We start from the raw sequence: 17,289 nt of genomic DNA on the forward strand, positions 1-17,289 counted from the left end.
CCTGGGACCGTGCTGAGGCATGGGTAAACGAAGAGTCCTGGTCTTCACCATCGCCCTGGCGACCATCGCCACCCCGTCGATCGCCGCACCGGTCGAGACCGGCACCGCCGCCTACGCCGTCAGCGGCGTGCGCACGGTCGAGCAACGCAGCCAGATCGCGCGGATCGGTGCCGCCATCGACGAGATCGAGGAGCACGGAACAGTCGTGGTCACCGCGACCAAGGCCGAAGTCCGTGCCATGAAAGCACAAGGGTTCGGCGTCGAGGCCGTGCCCGCCCGCACTCAGGATGGCGCTTCCATAGGGCCGTTCGACTTCCCTGCCGCAGACTCGAACTACCACAACTACGCGGAGATGACCGCCGAGATCGACGCGGCGGTCGCCCGCTATCCCGGCGTGATCAGCAAGCGGGTCATCGGCCGCTCGTACCAGAACCGCGAGATCGTGGCGTTGAAGATCAGCGACAACGTGGCGGTCGACGAGAACGAGCCCGAAGTGCTCTTCACCGCGCATCAGCACGCGCGTGAGCACCTGACCGTGGAAATGGCGCTGTACCTGGTGAAGCTGTTCACGGAGTCGACCGAGCCGCGGGTGAGGGCGCTGGTCGACTCGCGCGAGATCTGGCTCGTGCCCGACGTCAACCCCGACGGCGGCGAGTACGACATCGCGACCGGCAGCTACCGCTCGTGGCGCAAGAACCGCCAGCCCAACACCGGATCGTCGGCAATCGGCACGGACCTCAACCGCAACTGGTCCTTCAAGTGGGGCTGCTGCGGCGGTTCGTCCGGCAGCCCGAGCAGCGACACCTACCGCGGCGCGCGAGCCGAGTCCGCGCCCGAGGTCAAGGTCGTCGCGGACTTCGTGCGCAGCCGCGTCGTCGGAGGCAAGCAGCAGATCAAGGCCTCCATCGACTTCCACAGCTACAGCCAGCTCGTGATGTGGCCGTTCGGCTGGACCTACGACGACATCGCGCCCGGTCTGACCAAGGACCAGCGGGACACGTTCGCGACGATCGGGCAGTCGATGGCTTCGTCCAACGGCTACACACCGCAGCAGGCCAGCGATCTCTACATCACGGACGGCTCGATCCGCGACTGGCTGTGGGGCTCGCAGGGCGTCTTCTCGTACACGTTCGAGATGTACCCCGGTAGCAACGGCTCCGGCGGCGGGTTCTACCCGCCTGATGAGGTGATTCCTGCGCAGACGTCCCGCAACAAGGAAGCGGTGCTGCAGCTGCTGGACCGCGCCGACTGCCCGTACGAGGCCATCGGCAAGGAGGCGCAGTACTGCTGACCGTGTAGTAGGAAGGCCTGGTGATCACCACCATGGCGTTCCTGAAGGCCCGCGCGGGGTTGAGTCGCAGCGAGTTCGTCGACCACTACGAGAACCACCACGTCCCGCTGATCCTCAGCCTCGCGCCGGCGCCTGCCTACTACGCGCGCAACTATCTGCCGGAGGGCGCCGAGTTCGACGTCGTGACGCACATGAAGTTCTCGGACGAGGCCACTCGCCAGGCGTGGCTCGCGCTGGTGCTCGCTGAGGGGTCTGGGGTGGTCGAGGACGAGGAACGGTTCCTCGACCGGTCGCGGACGCGTGCGTGGATGGTGGACGAACGGGTCAGCTGAGCCGCAAGCCCACTGCCAGCGTCAGCTCGAGAACCCGTTGCGGCGACCCGAGATCCGGGAACAGCTCCCGCAGCTGCGACATCCGGTACCGCACCGTCTGCGGGTGCACGAACAACGTCGTCGCCACCTCCTCCCGCCGCCCGTGGTGCAGCAGCCATGCCCGCAACGTCTCCTCGAGCTTGCGTGCGGTCGAGTCCGGCAGGGCGCGCAACGGGGCGAGCGCGCGCGTACGCAGGTCGGCGAACGCGTCCACGTCGGCGCTCAACACCAACTCCGGCAGATGGTCTTCGGTGTCGCGAATGTCCACCGACAACGAGCGCGCGCGTACGGCCCGTTCGTACGAAGCGGACGCACGGGTCCATGGACGCGCCGGGCCTACGACGGCGGTGCGGTCGGTGAGCTGCCGCAAGAGATGAGCGCGGTCGGCGTCGGGTACGAGCAGCACGCCGAGAGCGTCGGGCAGGTCGTCCAGCACGAGAGTGCTCGGGTCGAGCACGCGATAGGCGGGGCGGGCCTGGGCAGAGGGCAGCAGAACTGCCGTCAACGAGACGGGCGGCTGCCAGCCCGCGCGTTGAGCCGAGGTCAGGAGCACGTCGGAGCCCGCGCCGGAGAGGAGGTCGCGGGCGAGTTGTTCGAGGTGGCGTTCGTGGGCGAGGCCTCGGGCGGCCAGTTCGTCGGCGTGGCCCGCGGCGCTCGCGGCGGACAGTTCGTCGATGTACGCGAAGGTCAGCTCGGCGAACTTCGCCACCTCGGCGGCGGGCAGGCCGGCGGGGACGGCACCGGCGGCGAGGCCTCGCCAGGCCACGCGGGCGCCCACGCGGTAGGCGCTGAGCAGGGCGTCCATCGAACGGCCGTCGCGCACCTCGCCGCGGCCGAGTTCGTACGCCGCGTCGCCCGCGTCGCCTCCGGTGGCGTTGCCCGAGGCGAGGTCGAGGTAGTGGCCGAGGGCGGTGCGGACGGCTCGGCGGATGGTGCCGCCCATGCGTCCGGAAAGTGCGTTGGCGTACGACGGGACTTCGTCGATGATGGCCTGCACCACCTCGTCGGCCGTGGTCTTCAGCGCCGCCCGGAGTGCGGTGACAGTCGTCTCATCGAGGGCCAGTTCGGTGGCCCTCCGGATTGCTTGGCTCACGTTTTGTTCCCCGCGAACAATTCAGCCGACCAGATTCACGTCCTGCGGACAGGACTTTACGCCCTGAGGCGCATCAAGCTGGAGTCATGACGAGTGCCGCCCTTCGCAGCAGGGCGTGGAAACTGCTGGAGATGGTCACGACGCCGCTGCTGCCGTCGGACTACCTCGACCTGGTCAACCCGCTTCGTGCGGGCGCTGACCTGCGAGGACGCATCGAGGCCGTGCACCAGGAGACCCCTGACGCCGCGACCGTCGTGATCAGGCCCGGCAAGGGCTGGCGAGGCCACGTGGCCGGCCAGTACATCCGGGTGGGCGTCGACGTCGACGGCGTCCGGCTGTGGCGCGCCTACTCGGTGACCTCGCCGACGCGCCGCCAGGACGGCCGCATCACGATCACGGTGAAGGCCATCCCGGACGGCAAGGTCAGCAACTACCTGGTGCGCAGAGCCCGGCCGGGCATGGTGATCCAGCTCGACCAGGCGACCGGCGAGTTCGTGCTGCCGAAGACCAAGCCCGCCAAGGTGCTCTACCTGACGGCCGGCAGCGGCATCACGCCCGCGATGGGCATGCTGCGCGACGCCCAGCTCGACGACGTCGTCATGGTCCACTCCGCGCCGCGCAAGCAGGACGTGATCTTCCGCAACGACCTGCACGACCTGGTCGCGGACAAGAACCTCCGCCTGGTGGAGCTGCACACCGACACCGACGGCATGCTGGACGTCGCCCGCCTGCACGAGCTCGTGCCCGACTGGGCCGAGCGCGAGACCTGGGCCTGCGGTCCCACCGGCCTGCTCGACGCCGCCGAAGCGCACTGGGCCGAGCACGGCATCGCCGAGAAGCTGCACACCGAACGCTTCCGCCCCACGGTCGTCGTGGTCGGCGACGGCGGCGAGGTCACGTTCGGCACCACCGGCAAGACCGTCGACGCGGACGGCGCCACGCCGTTGCTGGACGTCGGCGAGGAAGCCGGCGTGCTCATGCCGTCCGGGTGCCGCATGGGCATCTGCTTCGGCTGCAGCACCCCGCTCAAGGCAGGCGCCGTCCGCGACCTGCGCACCGGTGAGATCACCGAGGCCGAGCCGGGCGTGCTCATCCAGACCTGTGTGTCCGCCGCGGCGGGCCCGTGCGAGCTCGAACGCTGACCAGAGACCTTCCCTCCTTCCGCGAAGTGGCCCTTCCCCCGAGCCACGTCCCCCGAAAGCGAGCTTCATGACCGCCATCGACCCCACCGCCCACCTGACCGAAGAGCAGATCGAGGAGCTCGGCCGCGAGCTCGACGCGATCCGTGACGAGGTGATCGCGAGCCGCGGCGAGAAAGACGCCGCCTACATCCGCAAGGTGATCGCGTCCCAGCGCAAGCTCGAGCTGGTCAGCCGGGGCATCCTGCTGTTCTCGTTCTTCCCGCCGGCGTGGATCATCGGCACCGCCGGTCTGTCGGTCGCGAAGATCATGGACAACATGGAGATCGGCCACAACATCCTGCACGGCCAGTGGGACTGGATGCGCGACCCGAAGATCCACTCCTCCACCTGGGACTGGGACCACGTCTCGCCGGCCGACCAGTGGAAGCACTCGCACAACGAGCTGCACCACAAGTACACCAACGTGATCGGCAAGGACAACGACCTCGGCTACGGCATCATGCGCGTCGACGAGGACCAGAAGTGGCACCCGATCCACCTCGGCCAGCCGGTGTGGAACTTCATCAACGCCTGCTTCTTCGAGTACGGCATCGCCGCGTACGACCTGGAGCTCGGCAAGAACCTGCACAAGCGCCGCCGCAAGAACCCCGAGTTCCGCGCACGTGCTCGCGCGGTCGGCCGCAAGATCCGCAAGCAGGTGCTCAAGGACTACGTGATCCACCCGCTGCTGTCGGGCCCGTCGTTCCTCACGACTTTGGCCGCGACGTTCACCGCGAACCTGATCCGCAACCTGTGGTCCCACTCGGTGATCATGTGCGGGCACTTCCCCGAGGGCGTGCAGGTCTTCGAGCGCCGGTCGATCAAGGGCGAGACGCGCGGCCAGTGGTACCTGCGCCAGATGATGGGTTCCGCGAACATCAGCGGCAGCAAGGCCATGCACTTCATGACCGGCAACCTGTCGCACCAGATCGAGCACCACCTGTTCCCGGACCTGCCGAGCAACCGGTACGCCGAGGTTGCGGTCAAGGTGCGCGCGCTGTTCGAGAAGTACGAGCTGGAGTACGTGACCGGGCCGCTGCCCAAGCAGGTGTTCTCGGCGTGGCGCAAGGTCTTCCGGCTCTCGCTGCCGAACAAGAAGCCCAAGGTCAAGACGCCGAACCGCGACAAGGAACTCGTCGCCGCCTGATTTCCGGTAATGGTTTAGATCTTTCGGCCGTACCGGACGCATGCCCGGTTTCGGTGTGATCCGTGGGAAGGACCCGATTCACCACACCCCTGCGGGTGAACGGGTCCTCCGACGGAGGAACTCATGCGAAGGGTCTACCTCGTCGCGGCCACCCTGCTGACGGCCGCGACGGTAATCACTCCTGTCTCTCAAGCAGCCCCTGCGGCGATCACCGAAACGGTCTACGTCGAGTCCACAATCGACAGTGACGCGGACGGCCGGCTGGATCGGATCGCCGCGGACGTGATGCGTCCGGACACCGCCGGCAAGGTGCCGATCGTCATGGAGGCCAGCCCCTACTACGGGCTGGGCACCTTCGCGGCGCAGGCGACGGACGTGCCGCGCGGCTTCGGCCGGTGGTACGACGAGTACTTCGTGCCGCGCGGGTACGCGGTCGTCGAGATGGAGATGCAAGGCACCTCCCGCTCGACCGGCTGCCCGACCACCGGCGGCCCCGAGGACACCGCGAGCGTGCGGGCGGTCGTCGACTGGCTCAACGGCCGCGCCAAGGCGTTCTACGCCGATGGCCGTGAAGCCACTGCTACTTGGAGCACGGGCAACGTGGGCATGCTCGGCGTGTCCTACAACGGAACCCTGCCGAACGCGGCTGCCGCGGCGAACATCCCCGGCGTCAAGACGATCGTGCCGATCGCCGCGATCTCCAGCTGGTACGAGTACTCCCGCGACCAGGGCATCGCGTATCCCGGTGCGCACGCCAAGGACTACCCGACCTACCTCGCCAACTACGTGATCAGCTCCGCGCAGAAGGCGAAGTGCAAGCCGGTTCTCGACAAGCTGGCGGCGGAGGACGGCGACGAGTCCTTCGACTACACGTCGTTCTGGAAGGCCCGCGACTACCGGCTAAGCGCTCAGAACGTGACGGCGTCGGTGTTCGTCGTGCACGGCCAGGGCGACTGGAACGTCAAGCCGTCGCAGTTCGGCCGCTGGTGGCAGCAGCTCGCCGAGCGCAACGTGCCGCGCAAGATCTGGCTGCACCGGGGCGGGCACCTCGACCCGATCTCGTTCCGCCAGGCCGAGTGGCAGCGGGTCATGGGATTGTGGATGGACCACTGGCTCAAGGGCGTCCAGAACGGGATCATGAACGAGCCCATGGCCGACTTCCAGAAGCCCGACGGCACCTGGGAGCAGGACGCCTCGTGGCCGCGGCCGAACACCAAGGACACCACGCTGTTCTTCGGCCCGGCGGCGGGTGGCATGTCCGGTTCGCTCACCACGACCCCCGGCACCGGCACGCAACGCCTGGGGGACAACGCGAACCTCAGCGAGTCGCTCATGATGGCGAACCCGGAGACGACCGACCTGCGCCGCCTCGTCTACGTGACGCCACCGCTCACCCAGGCCACCAGGCTGTCCGGTGAGGTCAAGCTGACGGCCCGTGTCGCCTCGAACCGGGCGTCGACGCCGTTGACCGCGCTGCTGGTGGACTACGGCCCGAGCACGCAGGCGGTGATGACCGACCGGTCGCCGATCCAGCTCTCCACCGAGACCTGCACGCGAGCGGACCTGCGGCAGCGCACCGGATGCGCGCGGCCGCCGGACGTCTCGGTGCAGGCCGTCACCGCGACCATGCTGACCAAGGGTGCCATCGACGCCAAGAACCGCGCGTCGCTGGAGACCTCGACTCCGTTGCCCACCAACGGAGCCGTCGACGTCACCTGGAAGATGCACGCCAGGGACGCGCTGATCCCGGCCGGTCACCGCATCGGCATCGTGATCGTGACCAACCACAACGGGTACATCGCCAAGGACACCGGCGCCAACGGCATTGCGCTGGACGTGTCGCTCGGCGCCAGCAAGGTCGTGCTGCCGATCGTCGGCGGTGTCGTGCGCACCTGACCAGCTGAGGGCGAGCCCATCAGCGGATGGGCTCGCCCGCGCAGCTCTTCGTCGTGGTGCGGCCGGTGTCGAAGAACGTCACGGCGGCCTCGGCGCACGGCAGGTCGGCCAGCGAGCCGTGGGCGTCGTCCTCGATCGTCATGAGGTCGCCGCCGATCTTGTCGCGCATCGCGAGCGCCCAGCCGATCGGCGTCACGGGTTCGTAGAGGTGCCCGACCAGCTGCACCGGGCTCGTGCCCTCGGCGAGCTCCCACGGCTTGCCCTCGACGGGCCAGCCGATGCAGCGCTTCTCGTAGATCGTGAACTTGCCGGCCACCGGGAAGCGCTCGATGCGTTCCTCGCGGTGCTGCCACACGGTCTCGAAGTCACGCGGGCTGGGGGAGTCGTTGCACAGCAAGGCGGTCTGCGGGAACGGGTCGTACTTGTGCACGTCCGCGTCCCAGCCGAGCCCGGTGGAGCGCGAGCCGGTGCCACTGTCGCGAATGGACCTGAGCTGCTCCGCGATGCCGCGCCATTCCTTGCGGGGGTTGGCGTACATCCCGTTCACGGTGTCGCCGTCGACGACGGTGCCGTCCGGCAAGGTGCGCGGGTGAGCGGTCAGCTCGGCACGCAGGTCCAGCAACGTCTGCACCACCGCGGTCTGGGTCGACCCGAAGTGGTACAACGAGTCGTAGCGGGCGAGCCACGCGGCGAACTCGTGGAAGGTGATCTCGCCGGCGTTCGCCTGGCCGTCGTCCATGGCCGTCACGTTCAGCACCGGCGGCACGACCGAGTCGAGCAGCATCTTGTCGACGTGCGAGTCGAACAACGTCCGGTACATCGCGCCGAGGCCGGTGCCCCAGGAGATGCCGTAGTAGCCGATCTTCGACTCACCGAGAGCAGCGCGGATGGCGTCCATGTCCCGCGCCACGTTCGCCGTCGTCATGGACCGCACCAGATCGGGGTCGCGGTCGAAGCACTCGCGGTTGCGGCGCGCGTCGCGTCCGGCCTCGAACCGGGCCTTCTCCTTGGCGGACAACGACGGATCGGGTTGAGTCTCGTCCCGGCTGCACGGCACGGCGGTGCTGTAGCCGATGCCACGCGGGTCGAAGCCGATCAGGTCGTGGTGAACGTTGAGCCCGGCCGCCTTGCTCGCCGCGAGGTGCTTGGGCATCGTCACGCCCTGCTGGCCGGGTCCGCCCGGATTCACCAGGATCGCCCCGCTGCGCGAGCCGGTGGCCTTGAGCCTGCTCACCGCGATCTCGATCGTGCGCCCGCCGGGCTGCGCGTGGTCCAGCGGCACCTGCACCATCACGCATTCCGTGCGCTGGTCGTCGGGATCCCAGCCGGCGGCGACGGAAGCGCACGGCTTCCAGTCCAGGGCGGGAGTGGCGGCCGCGACACCGGTGCTCAGCACCAGCATCGAGCTCGCGAGCGCGGCGGACAGCACGGGACGCAACGGTTTCCTCCAGGACTACGCGGTAGAACTTGATCGTTCACCGCGCGAACCCGCGCGAACAACAGCCTGGAGGATGGTGCCGCGTCAGACCACAGGCGGACTAGAACCTGCCGTGTCGTCCGGCACCGTCCGCGAAACGAGCAGCGCCGGCAGCACCTTCCCGTGCCACGATCGGCACTCCGGCAGCACCTTCCGCCCGCAACGCGTCCACCAACGGCAAATCAAGGCCCGCGTAGGTCGACGCGCGATCCGTGAGCACGCACTCGAACGGGAAGGACGCGATCTGCTCAGCCAGCTCCACCGCGACCGTCACCGCCTGGCCAGGTTCGACGACGCGGTTGGCCAGCCCCATCGCCAACGCTTCGTCGGCGTGCACGGGACGTCCGGTCAGAATCAGGTCGAGTGCCCGCCCGAGCCCCACGATCCGAGGCAGGCGAACGGTTCCGCCGTCGATCAACGGCACGCCCCAACGGCGGCAGAACACCCCGAACACCGCGTCGCTCTCCACCACCCGCAGATCGGCGAGCAACGCGAGCTCCAGCCCACCCGCGACCGCGTACCCGCTGACGGCTGCGATCACCGGCTTGCCGATCTGCAACCGCGACGGCCCCATCGGTCCGGCACCCCCGCCGTCGGGGTCGAGCTCGTTGCGGCGCGCGGGATCGGAGACCGACGTGAGGTCCGCGCCCGCGCAGAACGTCCCGCCCGCACCGGCGAGCACCGCGACGCGCTGGCTCTCGTCCGCCTCGAACGCCTGAAAAGCGTCGAGCAACTCCGCGGCCATCGGCCCGTCGACCGCGTTGCGCCGGTCCGGCCGGTTCATCCAGATCACCGTGGTGGTGCCGGTGATCTCGACCCGCACGTCGTTCACGCGTCCTCCAGTGCGTCGAGTTGGGCCTGCACCCGTTCGGCGTCGCGTTCCTGGCCCTGCTGCCGAAACAGCTCCAACGCCTCCTGCCACACCGAACGAGCCTCGTCGAGCTGACCGAGCGAGACGTGCGGGTGGCCGATCCGGTCGAGGGTCTGAGCCGCTTCGACCGTGTTGCCCTCGGAGCGGTACAGGACGAGGGACCTCCGGTAGTGCTCGACGGACTGCCGGTGGTTGCCCGTCTGGTGCTCGACGTACCCCAGACTGTCCGAAGTGGTCGCTTCGCCGCTCGGGTTGCGGTGCACGCGGTGCAGTTCCAGGGCTTCGAGGCAGTGGGCGCGTGCCGTGGCGTGGTCGCCGAGCTGCGCTGCGGCCCAGCCCACGGCGTTCAGCGACCGGGCCACCCGCAGCGGTTCGCCGAGCGCGCGGTGCAGGTCGAGTGTTCGCCGGGCGTGGTTCAGCGCCTCGCGGTCGTCGCCCGAGCGCGTCAGCGTCCAGGTGAGGGCGTGGTGCGTGTGGGCCTGCTGGGTGAGATCGCCGTGCTGCTCGGCCAGGACGAGCGCCTGTTTGAGCTGCCGGACGGCTTCCTCTTGCTCTCCGAGCAGGGCGTGGGCGGAACCGAGGCTGCGCAGGGCACGGCAGTGGCTGCCCGGATCGGGCAGCCGGGCGGTGCTCTCGGCCGCGACCTTCCACACGGCGACCTCGTCGTGCGGGTGACCTCCCCGGTAGTGGAACGTCGCGAGCGTCCACGCCAGCTGCCACACGACCTCGTGACGCTGCCGGGCCGCGGCGGTGTGCTGGGCGGCCAGCAGACACGCGTGTTCGGCGGCGAGCCAGGACAACGCGGCCGAGGCGTCTTCCAACGGATGCGGGGATCCATGAGCGGACACCTGGATCGGGGGACGGGCCGGGTTGAGCAGCCGATCCGCGGCGTGGGCCGTCGTCAGGTAGAAGTCGACCACCCGGTCCAGCGCGGCGTCGCGCAGGTCTCCTGGCGCCTTGGTAGCGGCGTAGCTGCGGATCAGGTCGTGCATCGAGTACCGGCCGTCCGCGCCGCGCTCCAGCAGCGACGCCTCCTGCAACGCGCGCAGCACCCGCGAGGCACGCGCCTGCGACAGTCCGGTGAGGCTCGCGGCGGCGGCCAGACCGATGTCCGGTCCGGGCGCGACTCCCAGCAGCCCGAACACTTCCTGCTGCTCGGCGGTGAGCGCCTGGTAGGAGGTGGCGAGCACGACGGGCAGGCTCGCGGCCGGATCGTCGTCGTCCAGGGCGTCGACGCCGAACTCGCGGACCTCGCCGGCGAGATCGGCGAGTCGCAGGTGCGGCTGGGTGGCCGCGCGTCCGGCCAGAATGCCGAGGGCGAGCGGGAAACGGCGGCAGTAGCCGAGCAACGCGGTGACCGCGTCCGGTTCGGCGGCGAGCCTGGCCGCGCCGAGTCGTTGTTCCAGCAACGCGTGCGCTTCGGCGTCGGACAGCAGGTGCAGGTCGAGGTGCCGGGCGCCGTACCGGGTGACCAGGCCGTTCAGGACTCGGCGGCTGGTGACGACCACCGTGCACTGCCCTGCGCCGGGCAGCAGCGGGACGACCTGGTCGGCGGTGGCGGCGTTGTCCAGCACGATCAGCATCCGGCGGTCGGCGACCAGGCTGCGGAACAACGCGGCCCGCTCGTCGGTGCCGGACGGCGTTCGGTCGTCCTCGACCCCGAGCGCGTCGAGGAACCCGCGCAGCACGGTGCCGGGCTCGAGCGGTGACGTGTCGGGGGAGAAGCCGCGCAGATCCACGAACAGCTGCCCGTCCGGGAAGCGTTCGGCGTGCCGGTGGGCCCAGTGCAGTGCGAGCCACGTCTTGCCGATGCCTCCCGCGCCGGCGACCGCGGAGATCACCACGGTTCCGCCGGTGGCGTCGAGGCTGTCCAGCTCCTCGCCGCGGCCGACGAACGGCACCGGCGCGGCGGGCAGCTGGCGGGGTACGAGCCGAGTCGCGGGCGTGTCGTCGGCGAGCAGCTTCCCGTGCAGTTCGCGCAGCCGGGCGCCGGGTTCGGTGCCGAGCTCTTCGACCAGCCTGTCGCGCACCTGCCGGTACTGCTCCAGCGCGTCGGCGGTGCGGCCGGCCTGGTGCAGCGCCAACACGTACTGGCCCGCGACGCGTTCGTCCAGCGGGAGCTCGGTGGCGCGCGCGGACAGCTCGACGACCAGCTGGGCGCCGTGGCCGAGCCGGAGCCGGGCGTCGGCGAGGTCGTGCCGGGCCTCCTGCCGTTCCAGCTCCAGCCGCGCGCGTTCGGACTCTGCCCACTCGCCGGGCAGTCCGGCCAGCGGTTCCGCCTGCCAGAGGTCCAACGCCTCGGTCAGCAGCTTCACGGCGTGGTCTGGAGCCGATCGTGCCTCGGCACGAAGCTCGCGGAACCGGACGAGGTCCACCGCGGCGCCCATCAACGCGTAACCGCCGGACCTGTGCTCGACCGTCAGGCCCTCGACGCGGGCCAACGCCAGCCGCAGCCGGGAGACGTAGCTGTGCAGGGTGGACCGCTGCGGCGCGTCGTCACCCCACACGCGCTCCAACAGCCGGTCGGCGGGCACGACCTGACCCGCGTCGACCGCCAGCGCGGCGACCAGGCACCGCTGTTTGGGGTGCCCCAGGTCGATCGGCACCCCGTCCGCGTGCGCGGCCACTTCCCCGAGTAGGCGCAGCAGTGTCCCCACCCTCTTCCGTCCCGGACCGAAGCCTATCGACCAGGCCGGAGCGGGCGGTCCCGGCGGAATTCGCCTGGGAATCGGAAAGCAGCAATTCGCAAGATTCGGTCCCGAACGAAGTTTAGGCAAAACCCACTGTCCACGATATTTCCAGTGAGGGTCGCGTCTCATTTGGCGGGACCGTCGGGCCTGTTCTGGGAAGTGTTACGCCGGTCTGGGTGTTCCCCTAGAGTTTTGGTCATTATGGTCTTGGTGAGGCCGTTTCGGTCCTTTTGGTCTAGCCCATACAATGTCAGGGCAACCTTAAATTCATGTACGAAGCATCTTGGCGGCCGGCGGTTTAACGGCACAGGAACGGCGTTCCCTGCCTGCGGAAACGGGTTTGAAATGTGCTGAACAGGGTATCTGCTGGTGATTGGGTGAGAAGGTGGCCTACTGAGACGTGTATCTAGCCTCAGGTCAATTGTCATACCTATCCTCAATTGCACGCCGCCGCCGAAGTGACTGCACAGCCGACGGGGAGAGAGTGTGGAGCGTCGGATTCTGGAAGAGTTCACGGACTCGGCGATACCGGAAACGGGCGGCCCCAGGTGGTCGTTGCACGGCCGGGCGGGTCAGGTCAGTCGCATCGAAGAGCTGATGCGAGAAAGCGTCGAGAGACACAGGGCACAGGTCGCCGTCATCGAGTCCGGTGCCGGTACCGGCAAGACCCGGCTGCTGCTGGAGGTCATGGCCACCGCTGCCAGGCGCGGGTTCTCGGTGGTGAACGGCGCGTCCGACCGGCCGGGCCTCGTGCGGGCCGTCACCCTGGTGAACCCGCGCAACGGCAGGCAGGAGGACGACCGGGTCAGCACGCTGGCCGGTCGGTTCGAGGCCCAGCTGGCCGGCCACCTGCGCCGCGGCCCCGTGCTGGTGGCCGTCGACGACGCGCAGTGGACCGACCAGGCCCTGCTGCAGGCGCTCGGCGCCGTTGTGTCCAAGTTGGACGGTTCACCGGTCTTCTGGGTGTTCACGGTCCACGCGGATCACGCCGACTCGCCCAACAGCGCCGTGTTGCGCACCCTCGCGCGCAAGCATCGTGCCGAGTGGCTGGGCCCGCTGGAACCGTTGACGGGTGAGGCGATCGTCGGAATCGCGTGCGACCTGCTCGACGCAACCCCCGGCGACGACGTCGTGGCGTTGTGCGAGAGCGTCGGCGGCACCCCGCAGGCGATCGTCGACCTGGTGCTCGACGTGCGGCGCGAAGGCTGCGTCACGGTCACCGACCAGGTCGCGCGGCTCGCGTCCGGGCCGATGTCGACCGGGATCTCCTCGGCGGTCGAACCGGATCCCGGCGCCCCGCTGCCCCGCCCGTTCGTGCGGCTGATGCAGGCGCGGTTGCGCGAGCTGTCGACCCGCGCCCAGGAGGTGCTGCAGGTCGCGGCCGTCCTCGGGCACAGCTTCGCGCCGCAGGATCTCGCGGAGATGCTCGGGGAACGCCCCGCCCAGCTGCTCGGCCCGTTGCAGGAGGCGCTCGCCGCCGGGTTGATCGGCAGCGAGTCCGACCAGTTCGTCTTCCACCGCGAACCCGTGTGGCGCGCGGTCCTCGACACCGTCCCCGAGTTGCTGCGCTCGATGCTGCACCGGCAGGCCGCTACCATGCTGCTGAACCACCCGCGTGGCCGGATCGAGGCCGCGGCGGTGCACCTGGTGCACTGCGCGGTGCCCGGCGACGAGAAGGAGATCGGCACGATTCGTGAAGCGGCGCAACGGATGCTGGCCGCCTCACCGCAGGCCGCGTCCGCCCTCGCGACGCGAGGACTGCGGATCGCGCCGCCGGACAGCAAGGACCACGTGGCGCTCGCGACGACGGCCACCGCGGCACTCGTCCGGCTCGGCAACCTCAGCGACGCGGTCGAGCTCGCCGAGGAGCAGCTGCGGGTGCACGCGGGCTCCTGTCCCGAGTTCACCCGGCCGTTGCGGACGTGGCTCGCCACGGCGTTGATGCTGCGCGGCGACACCGCGGCGGCGTTCGACGTCTCGAAGGAGACCATCGCGGTCACCAAGACGCGCAGTGTCTCCACCGAGCCCTGCCCGGAGCTGCTGCTGCTCAACGCGATGTCGCACAACGACCACGACAAGGTCGTCGCGGTGGCGAACCGGGTGCTGGACGTTCCCGGACCGCACAGCGACGACGTGCGCGCGGCAGCGTTGAACGTGCGGGCGATGGCGCACTGGCGTGAAGGCAGGCTGGACGCGGCCATGGGCGCGGTCGACGAGGCGGTGCGGTTGCGCGGCCCGCTGACCCGAGCGTGGCAGTGCGATCCACTGTGGACTCGCGCCTGGTTGCTCACCAGGGTCCGCCGGCTCGACGAGGCCCTGGCCGCCGCCGAGGCCGCGCGCCAGGCGATCGACACCGAGCGCAACGGGGTGCTGAGCCCGGTTCCGCTTGCGCTGCGCTCGACGATCCTGCTGGCCCAAGGTGATTTAAACGCCGCTGAAGCGGACGCGACGGCCGGCCTCGCCGCTTCCGAGCGCGCGGAGATGCCTTTGTACGAACCGCAGTTGCGCGCGGTGCTGGTGATCTCGGCGTTGCGGCGCGGAGACCTGGCCGTGGCGTCGGACGGCTTGCGGCGGCTGCAGGAGTGCGCGCCCGCCGAGCGTTCGCAACCCTGGTCGGCTTTGGTGCGGGTGTTGTCGGCTCTCGTCACGTCGGCGCGGCGCGGTGTGCAGGCGGCGATGGAAGAGCTCCGCGAGGTGCTGTCGGATCCCGAGCAGTGCCGCGTCCTGCTGCTGGAGGACCCGTCGATGACGGCGTGGTCGGTCCGCACCGCGTTGTCCGCCGGTGCCCGTGACATCGCGCAGACCGTGGTCGTCGCCGCGGAGCAGATCGCGGCCGGAAACCAGTGCTACACCACGCTCGTCGCCGCCGCGCGCCACGGCAGGGCCTTGCTGGACAACGATGTCAGCGTCCTGGCCGGGCTGGAGGAGAGCTACGGCGACCCGTGGGCGGCGGCGTCCGTCATCGAGGACACCGGCACGATGCTGCGCGACGACGATCGCGAGACGGCGATCTGCGAGCTGAACCGGGCGATGGCCGCGTTCGACGAGCTCGGTGCGGAGTGGGACTCGGCTCGGGTGCGGCGCAAGCTGCGCAGGCTCGGGGTGCGCCGGCGGCACTGGAACCACGAGGCGCGGCCGGAGACCGGGTGGGACAGCCTGACCAGCACCGAGGCGAAGGTCGCGCGGCTGGTCGCGCGGGGGCTCACGAACCGGCAGGTGGCCAGCGAGATGTTCGTGTCGCCGCACACCGTCGGCTTCCACCTGCGGCAGATCTACCGCAAGCTCAACATCCAGTCGCGAGTGGACCTGGCTCGCATCGCTCCCTAACGCAGGTAGGTGGTCGTGGGAACGTGCTCACGACCACCTACCTGCGTGAACGTGCAGTGTCGGGCAATGGCCGCGTGCCCCTAGCGTCGTTGGCGTGGAACAGATCCAGCTTCCCGACGGCAAGAAGGTCTGGCTCGTCTCGGACTACGCGGGCACGCGGAGCGTCCTGACCGACCCGCGGCTCTCCACCGACCCGTTGCGCATGGGCGACAAGGCGCCGTTCTCGGCGTTCCCGGAGTCGGTCGCCTCGGTGATGGCGCACGACATGCTCAACAACGACCCGCCCTCCCACACCCGGCTGCGGCGGCTCGTCACGCCGACGTTCACCGTGCGCCGGATCGCCGACCACCGCCCGTACGTCGAGCAGGTCGCGGCCTCGCTGATCGACGGCTTCGGCTCGAACCCCGATCTGGTCGGGGACTACGCCGGCCCGCTCGCGACCACCGTCCTCGGTGTGCTGCTGGGCATTCCCGCCGAGGACGCCGCCGACGTCCGGTACTGGTCCGAGCTGTTCGTGCTGGACCTGTTGACGCGCAACGACGAGGCGATCGACGCCACCCACAAGCTCTCGGACTACACGTTGAAGCTCGTGGAGGATCGCCGCCGGAACCCGGGCGACGACCTGGTGTCCCGGCTCGTGTCGATGCGCGACGACGAGGACCGCCTCAACGACGAGGAGCTCGCGTCCACGGTCTTCACGCTGGTGATCGGCGGCCAGACCGCGACGACCCAGCTGCTCGCCAAGGCGTTGTACCTGCTGCTGACCCATCCGGATCAGCTGGAACTGCTGTTGTCGGACTGGAGCCTGCTGCCGTCGGCCGTGCACGAGGTGCTGCGGATCGACCCGCCGCTGCAGATGACGTCGTTCCGGATGTCGACCGAACCGATCGAGCTGGACGGCCAGACCGTGCCGGCCGGGGACATCGTCGTGTGCGCGTTGAAGGACGCGAACCGCGACCCGGCCAGGTTCACCGACCCCGAGCGGTTCGAGATCCGCAAGGGCGACAGCCAGCACCTCGGGTTCGGTCACGGCCTGCACCGGTGCATCGGTGCCAACCTCGCGGAACTCCAGTGCCAGGTCGGCATCACCGCGTTCTTCAGCCGCTACCCCGGCGCCACGGCGGGGGAGGTGTCCTGGAGGCAGACGCCGCTCATCACGGCGCTGAGCTCGCTCCCCGTACAACTGAACTAGAGGAGGTCCTGCATGTCCGGACGCCGCCCCGGATTCGACAAAGCACAGGGAGATCTGGGTTTCGACAACCCGGACTTCTGGAACTTCATGTACGACGACGAATCCGCCCCCTGGCTCATCGACGGCCCGCAGCCGGTGATCGCGGACCTCGAGGGTCAGGGGCTGATTCGCGGCCGCGTGCTCGAACCGGGCTGCGGCTCCGGTGAGCACACGATCCTGTTCACCGGCTTGGGTTACGACTGTCTCGGCACCGATCTCTCACCGAGTGCGGTGGAGTACGCCCGTCGCACCGCGGCCTCGAAGGGTGTGCCCGCGGCGAGGTTCGAGGTCGCGAACATGTTGCGCCCGTCGGACTATCCGTTCCTCAGCCCCAAGTTCGACACGGTCGTGGACGTCGCGATGTTTCACGGCTTCGGTGCCTACGGCGACAACCTCGACGTGGCCGAGCAGTACGCGGCCGTGCTGCACTCGATCTGCAACCCCGGCGCGCTCGTGCACATCCTGGCTCACGCGGACTCCGGACCCGGCCTCAGCTCGGGCATCAGCGACTCGGTGATCAAGGAGTCCTTCGCGGACGGCTGGGAGGTCGAGTCCCTGGAGCTGTCCACCTACCAGGCCCGCGTCACCGAACTCATCGCCCAGGAGGCCGCCAAGGCAGGCCTACCTGCGGACGGCCAGGTGCAGCTCCCAGCCTGGCTGGCCCGCCTCCGCCGGGTGTAGTTCTCGATGAAGGGAACCTTCATACACCTCAGG

The 17,289-nt window shown here is 69.3% G+C and carries 12 protein-coding genes; 8 read left to right on the plus strand and 4 right to left on the minus strand.

Going from position 1 to position 17,289, the window contains the following annotated elements; all coding sequences use genetic code 11:
• Positions 1-19: 19 nt before the first annotated feature.
• On the plus strand, positions 20-1,291 hold the full coding sequence (locus AB0M24_RS00550) for a M14 family metallopeptidase (protein WP_363758750.1): 1,272 nt from the start codon (positions 20-22) through the stop codon (positions 1,289-1,291).
• Between the two features lie 20 nt (positions 1,292-1,311).
• Positions 1,312-1,623 (plus strand): EthD domain-containing protein, encoded by a 312-nt coding sequence (locus AB0M24_RS00555; protein ID WP_363758753.1) that lies wholly within the window; start codon positions 1,312-1,314, stop codon positions 1,621-1,623.
• On the opposite strand, the gene AB0M24_RS00560 is transcribed toward AB0M24_RS00555, so the two are convergent.
• On the minus strand, positions 1,616-2,755 hold the full coding sequence (locus AB0M24_RS00560; RefSeq protein ID WP_363758756.1) for a helix-turn-helix domain-containing protein: 1,140 nt from the start codon (positions 2,753-2,755) through the stop codon (positions 1,616-1,618). The two genes, AB0M24_RS00555 and AB0M24_RS00560, sit on opposite strands and share 8 nt — an antisense overlap.
• An 86-nt stretch (positions 2,756-2,841) precedes the next feature.
• On the opposite strand from AB0M24_RS00560, the gene AB0M24_RS00565 reads away from it, so the two are divergent.
• The 3 genes from AB0M24_RS00565 to AB0M24_RS00575 all read left to right on the plus strand — a co-directional run bounded on the left by AB0M24_RS00565 (position 2,842) and on the right by AB0M24_RS00575 (position 6,979).
• Positions 2,842-3,897: a ferredoxin reductase gene (locus tag AB0M24_RS00565; RefSeq protein WP_363758759.1), complete on the plus strand. Its 1,056-nt coding sequence runs from the start codon at positions 2,842-2,844 to the stop codon at positions 3,895-3,897.
• A gap of 67 nt (positions 3,898-3,964) precedes the next feature.
• Positions 3,965-5,083 (plus strand): acyl-CoA desaturase, encoded by a 1,119-nt coding sequence (locus AB0M24_RS00570; RefSeq protein WP_363758762.1) that lies wholly within the window; start codon positions 3,965-3,967, stop codon positions 5,081-5,083.
• A gap of 123 nt (positions 5,084-5,206) precedes the next feature.
• A complete protein-coding gene (locus tag AB0M24_RS00575) occupies positions 5,207-6,979 on the plus strand; it encodes a CocE/NonD family hydrolase (protein WP_363758765.1) in 1,773 nt (590 codons plus the stop codon).
• A 19-nt stretch (positions 6,980-6,998) separates the two neighbouring features.
• Here AB0M24_RS00575 and AB0M24_RS00580 read toward each other — a convergent pair whose 3' ends face one another.
• The 3 genes from AB0M24_RS00580 to AB0M24_RS00590 form a co-directional block, all read right to left on the minus strand.
• Complete coding sequence (locus AB0M24_RS00580; RefSeq protein WP_363761524.1) at positions 6,999-8,408, minus strand: alpha/beta fold hydrolase; 1,410 nt, start codon at positions 8,406-8,408, stop codon at positions 6,999-7,001.
• Between the two features lie 109 nt (positions 8,409-8,517).
• On the minus strand, positions 8,518-9,288 hold the full coding sequence (locus AB0M24_RS00585) for a crotonase/enoyl-CoA hydratase family protein (protein WP_363758768.1): 771 nt from the start codon (positions 9,286-9,288) through the stop codon (positions 8,518-8,520).
• Entirely contained in the window at positions 9,285-11,984 is a 2,700-nt protein-coding gene (locus tag AB0M24_RS00590; RefSeq protein WP_363758771.1) for a BTAD domain-containing putative transcriptional regulator, read from the minus strand. Before AB0M24_RS00590 ends, AB0M24_RS00585 begins: the two co-directional genes overlap by 4 nt.
• A 519-nt stretch (positions 11,985-12,503) precedes the next feature.
• Here AB0M24_RS00590 and AB0M24_RS00595 point away from each other — a divergent pair.
• From AB0M24_RS00595 to AB0M24_RS00605, 3 genes are all read left to right on the plus strand, one after another.
• Entirely contained in the window at positions 12,504-15,344 is a 2,841-nt protein-coding gene (locus AB0M24_RS00595) for a LuxR C-terminal-related transcriptional regulator (RefSeq protein WP_363758774.1), read from the plus strand.
• Positions 15,345-15,438: 94 nt separating this feature from the next.
• The gene (locus AB0M24_RS00600; RefSeq protein ID WP_363758777.1) at positions 15,439-16,536 is read left to right on the plus strand and encodes a cytochrome P450; all 1,098 of its coding nucleotides are present in this window, start codon (positions 15,439-15,441) and stop codon (positions 16,534-16,536) included.
• A 12-nt stretch (positions 16,537-16,548) separates the two neighbouring features.
• Entirely contained in the window at positions 16,549-17,256 is a 708-nt protein-coding gene (locus AB0M24_RS00605) for a class I SAM-dependent methyltransferase (RefSeq protein WP_363758780.1), read from the plus strand.
• The last annotated feature ends 33 nt before the right edge of the window (positions 17,257-17,289 follow it).

The sequence above is a fragment of the Lentzea sp. NPDC051838 genome (genome assembly GCF_040681245.1).
GTDB lineage: Bacteria > Actinomycetota > Actinomycetes > Mycobacteriales > Pseudonocardiaceae > Lentzea.

Coding starts and splice junctions, on each gene's coding strand:
- AB0M24_RS00575 (WP_363758765.1), top strand. CDS start 5,207: ATGCGAAGGGTCTACCTCGTCGCGGCCACCCTGCTGACGGCCGCGACG.
- AB0M24_RS00570 (WP_363758762.1), top strand. CDS start 3,965: ATGACCGCCATCGACCCCACCGCCCACCTGACCGAAGAGCAGATCGAG.
- AB0M24_RS00605 (WP_363758780.1), top strand. CDS start 16,549: ATGTCCGGACGCCGCCCCGGATTCGACAAAGCACAGGGAGATCTGGGT.
- AB0M24_RS00550 (WP_363758750.1), top strand. CDS start 20: ATGGGTAAACGAAGAGTCCTGGTCTTCACCATCGCCCTGGCGACCATC.
- AB0M24_RS00565 (WP_363758759.1), top strand. CDS start 2,842: ATGACGAGTGCCGCCCTTCGCAGCAGGGCGTGGAAACTGCTGGAGATG.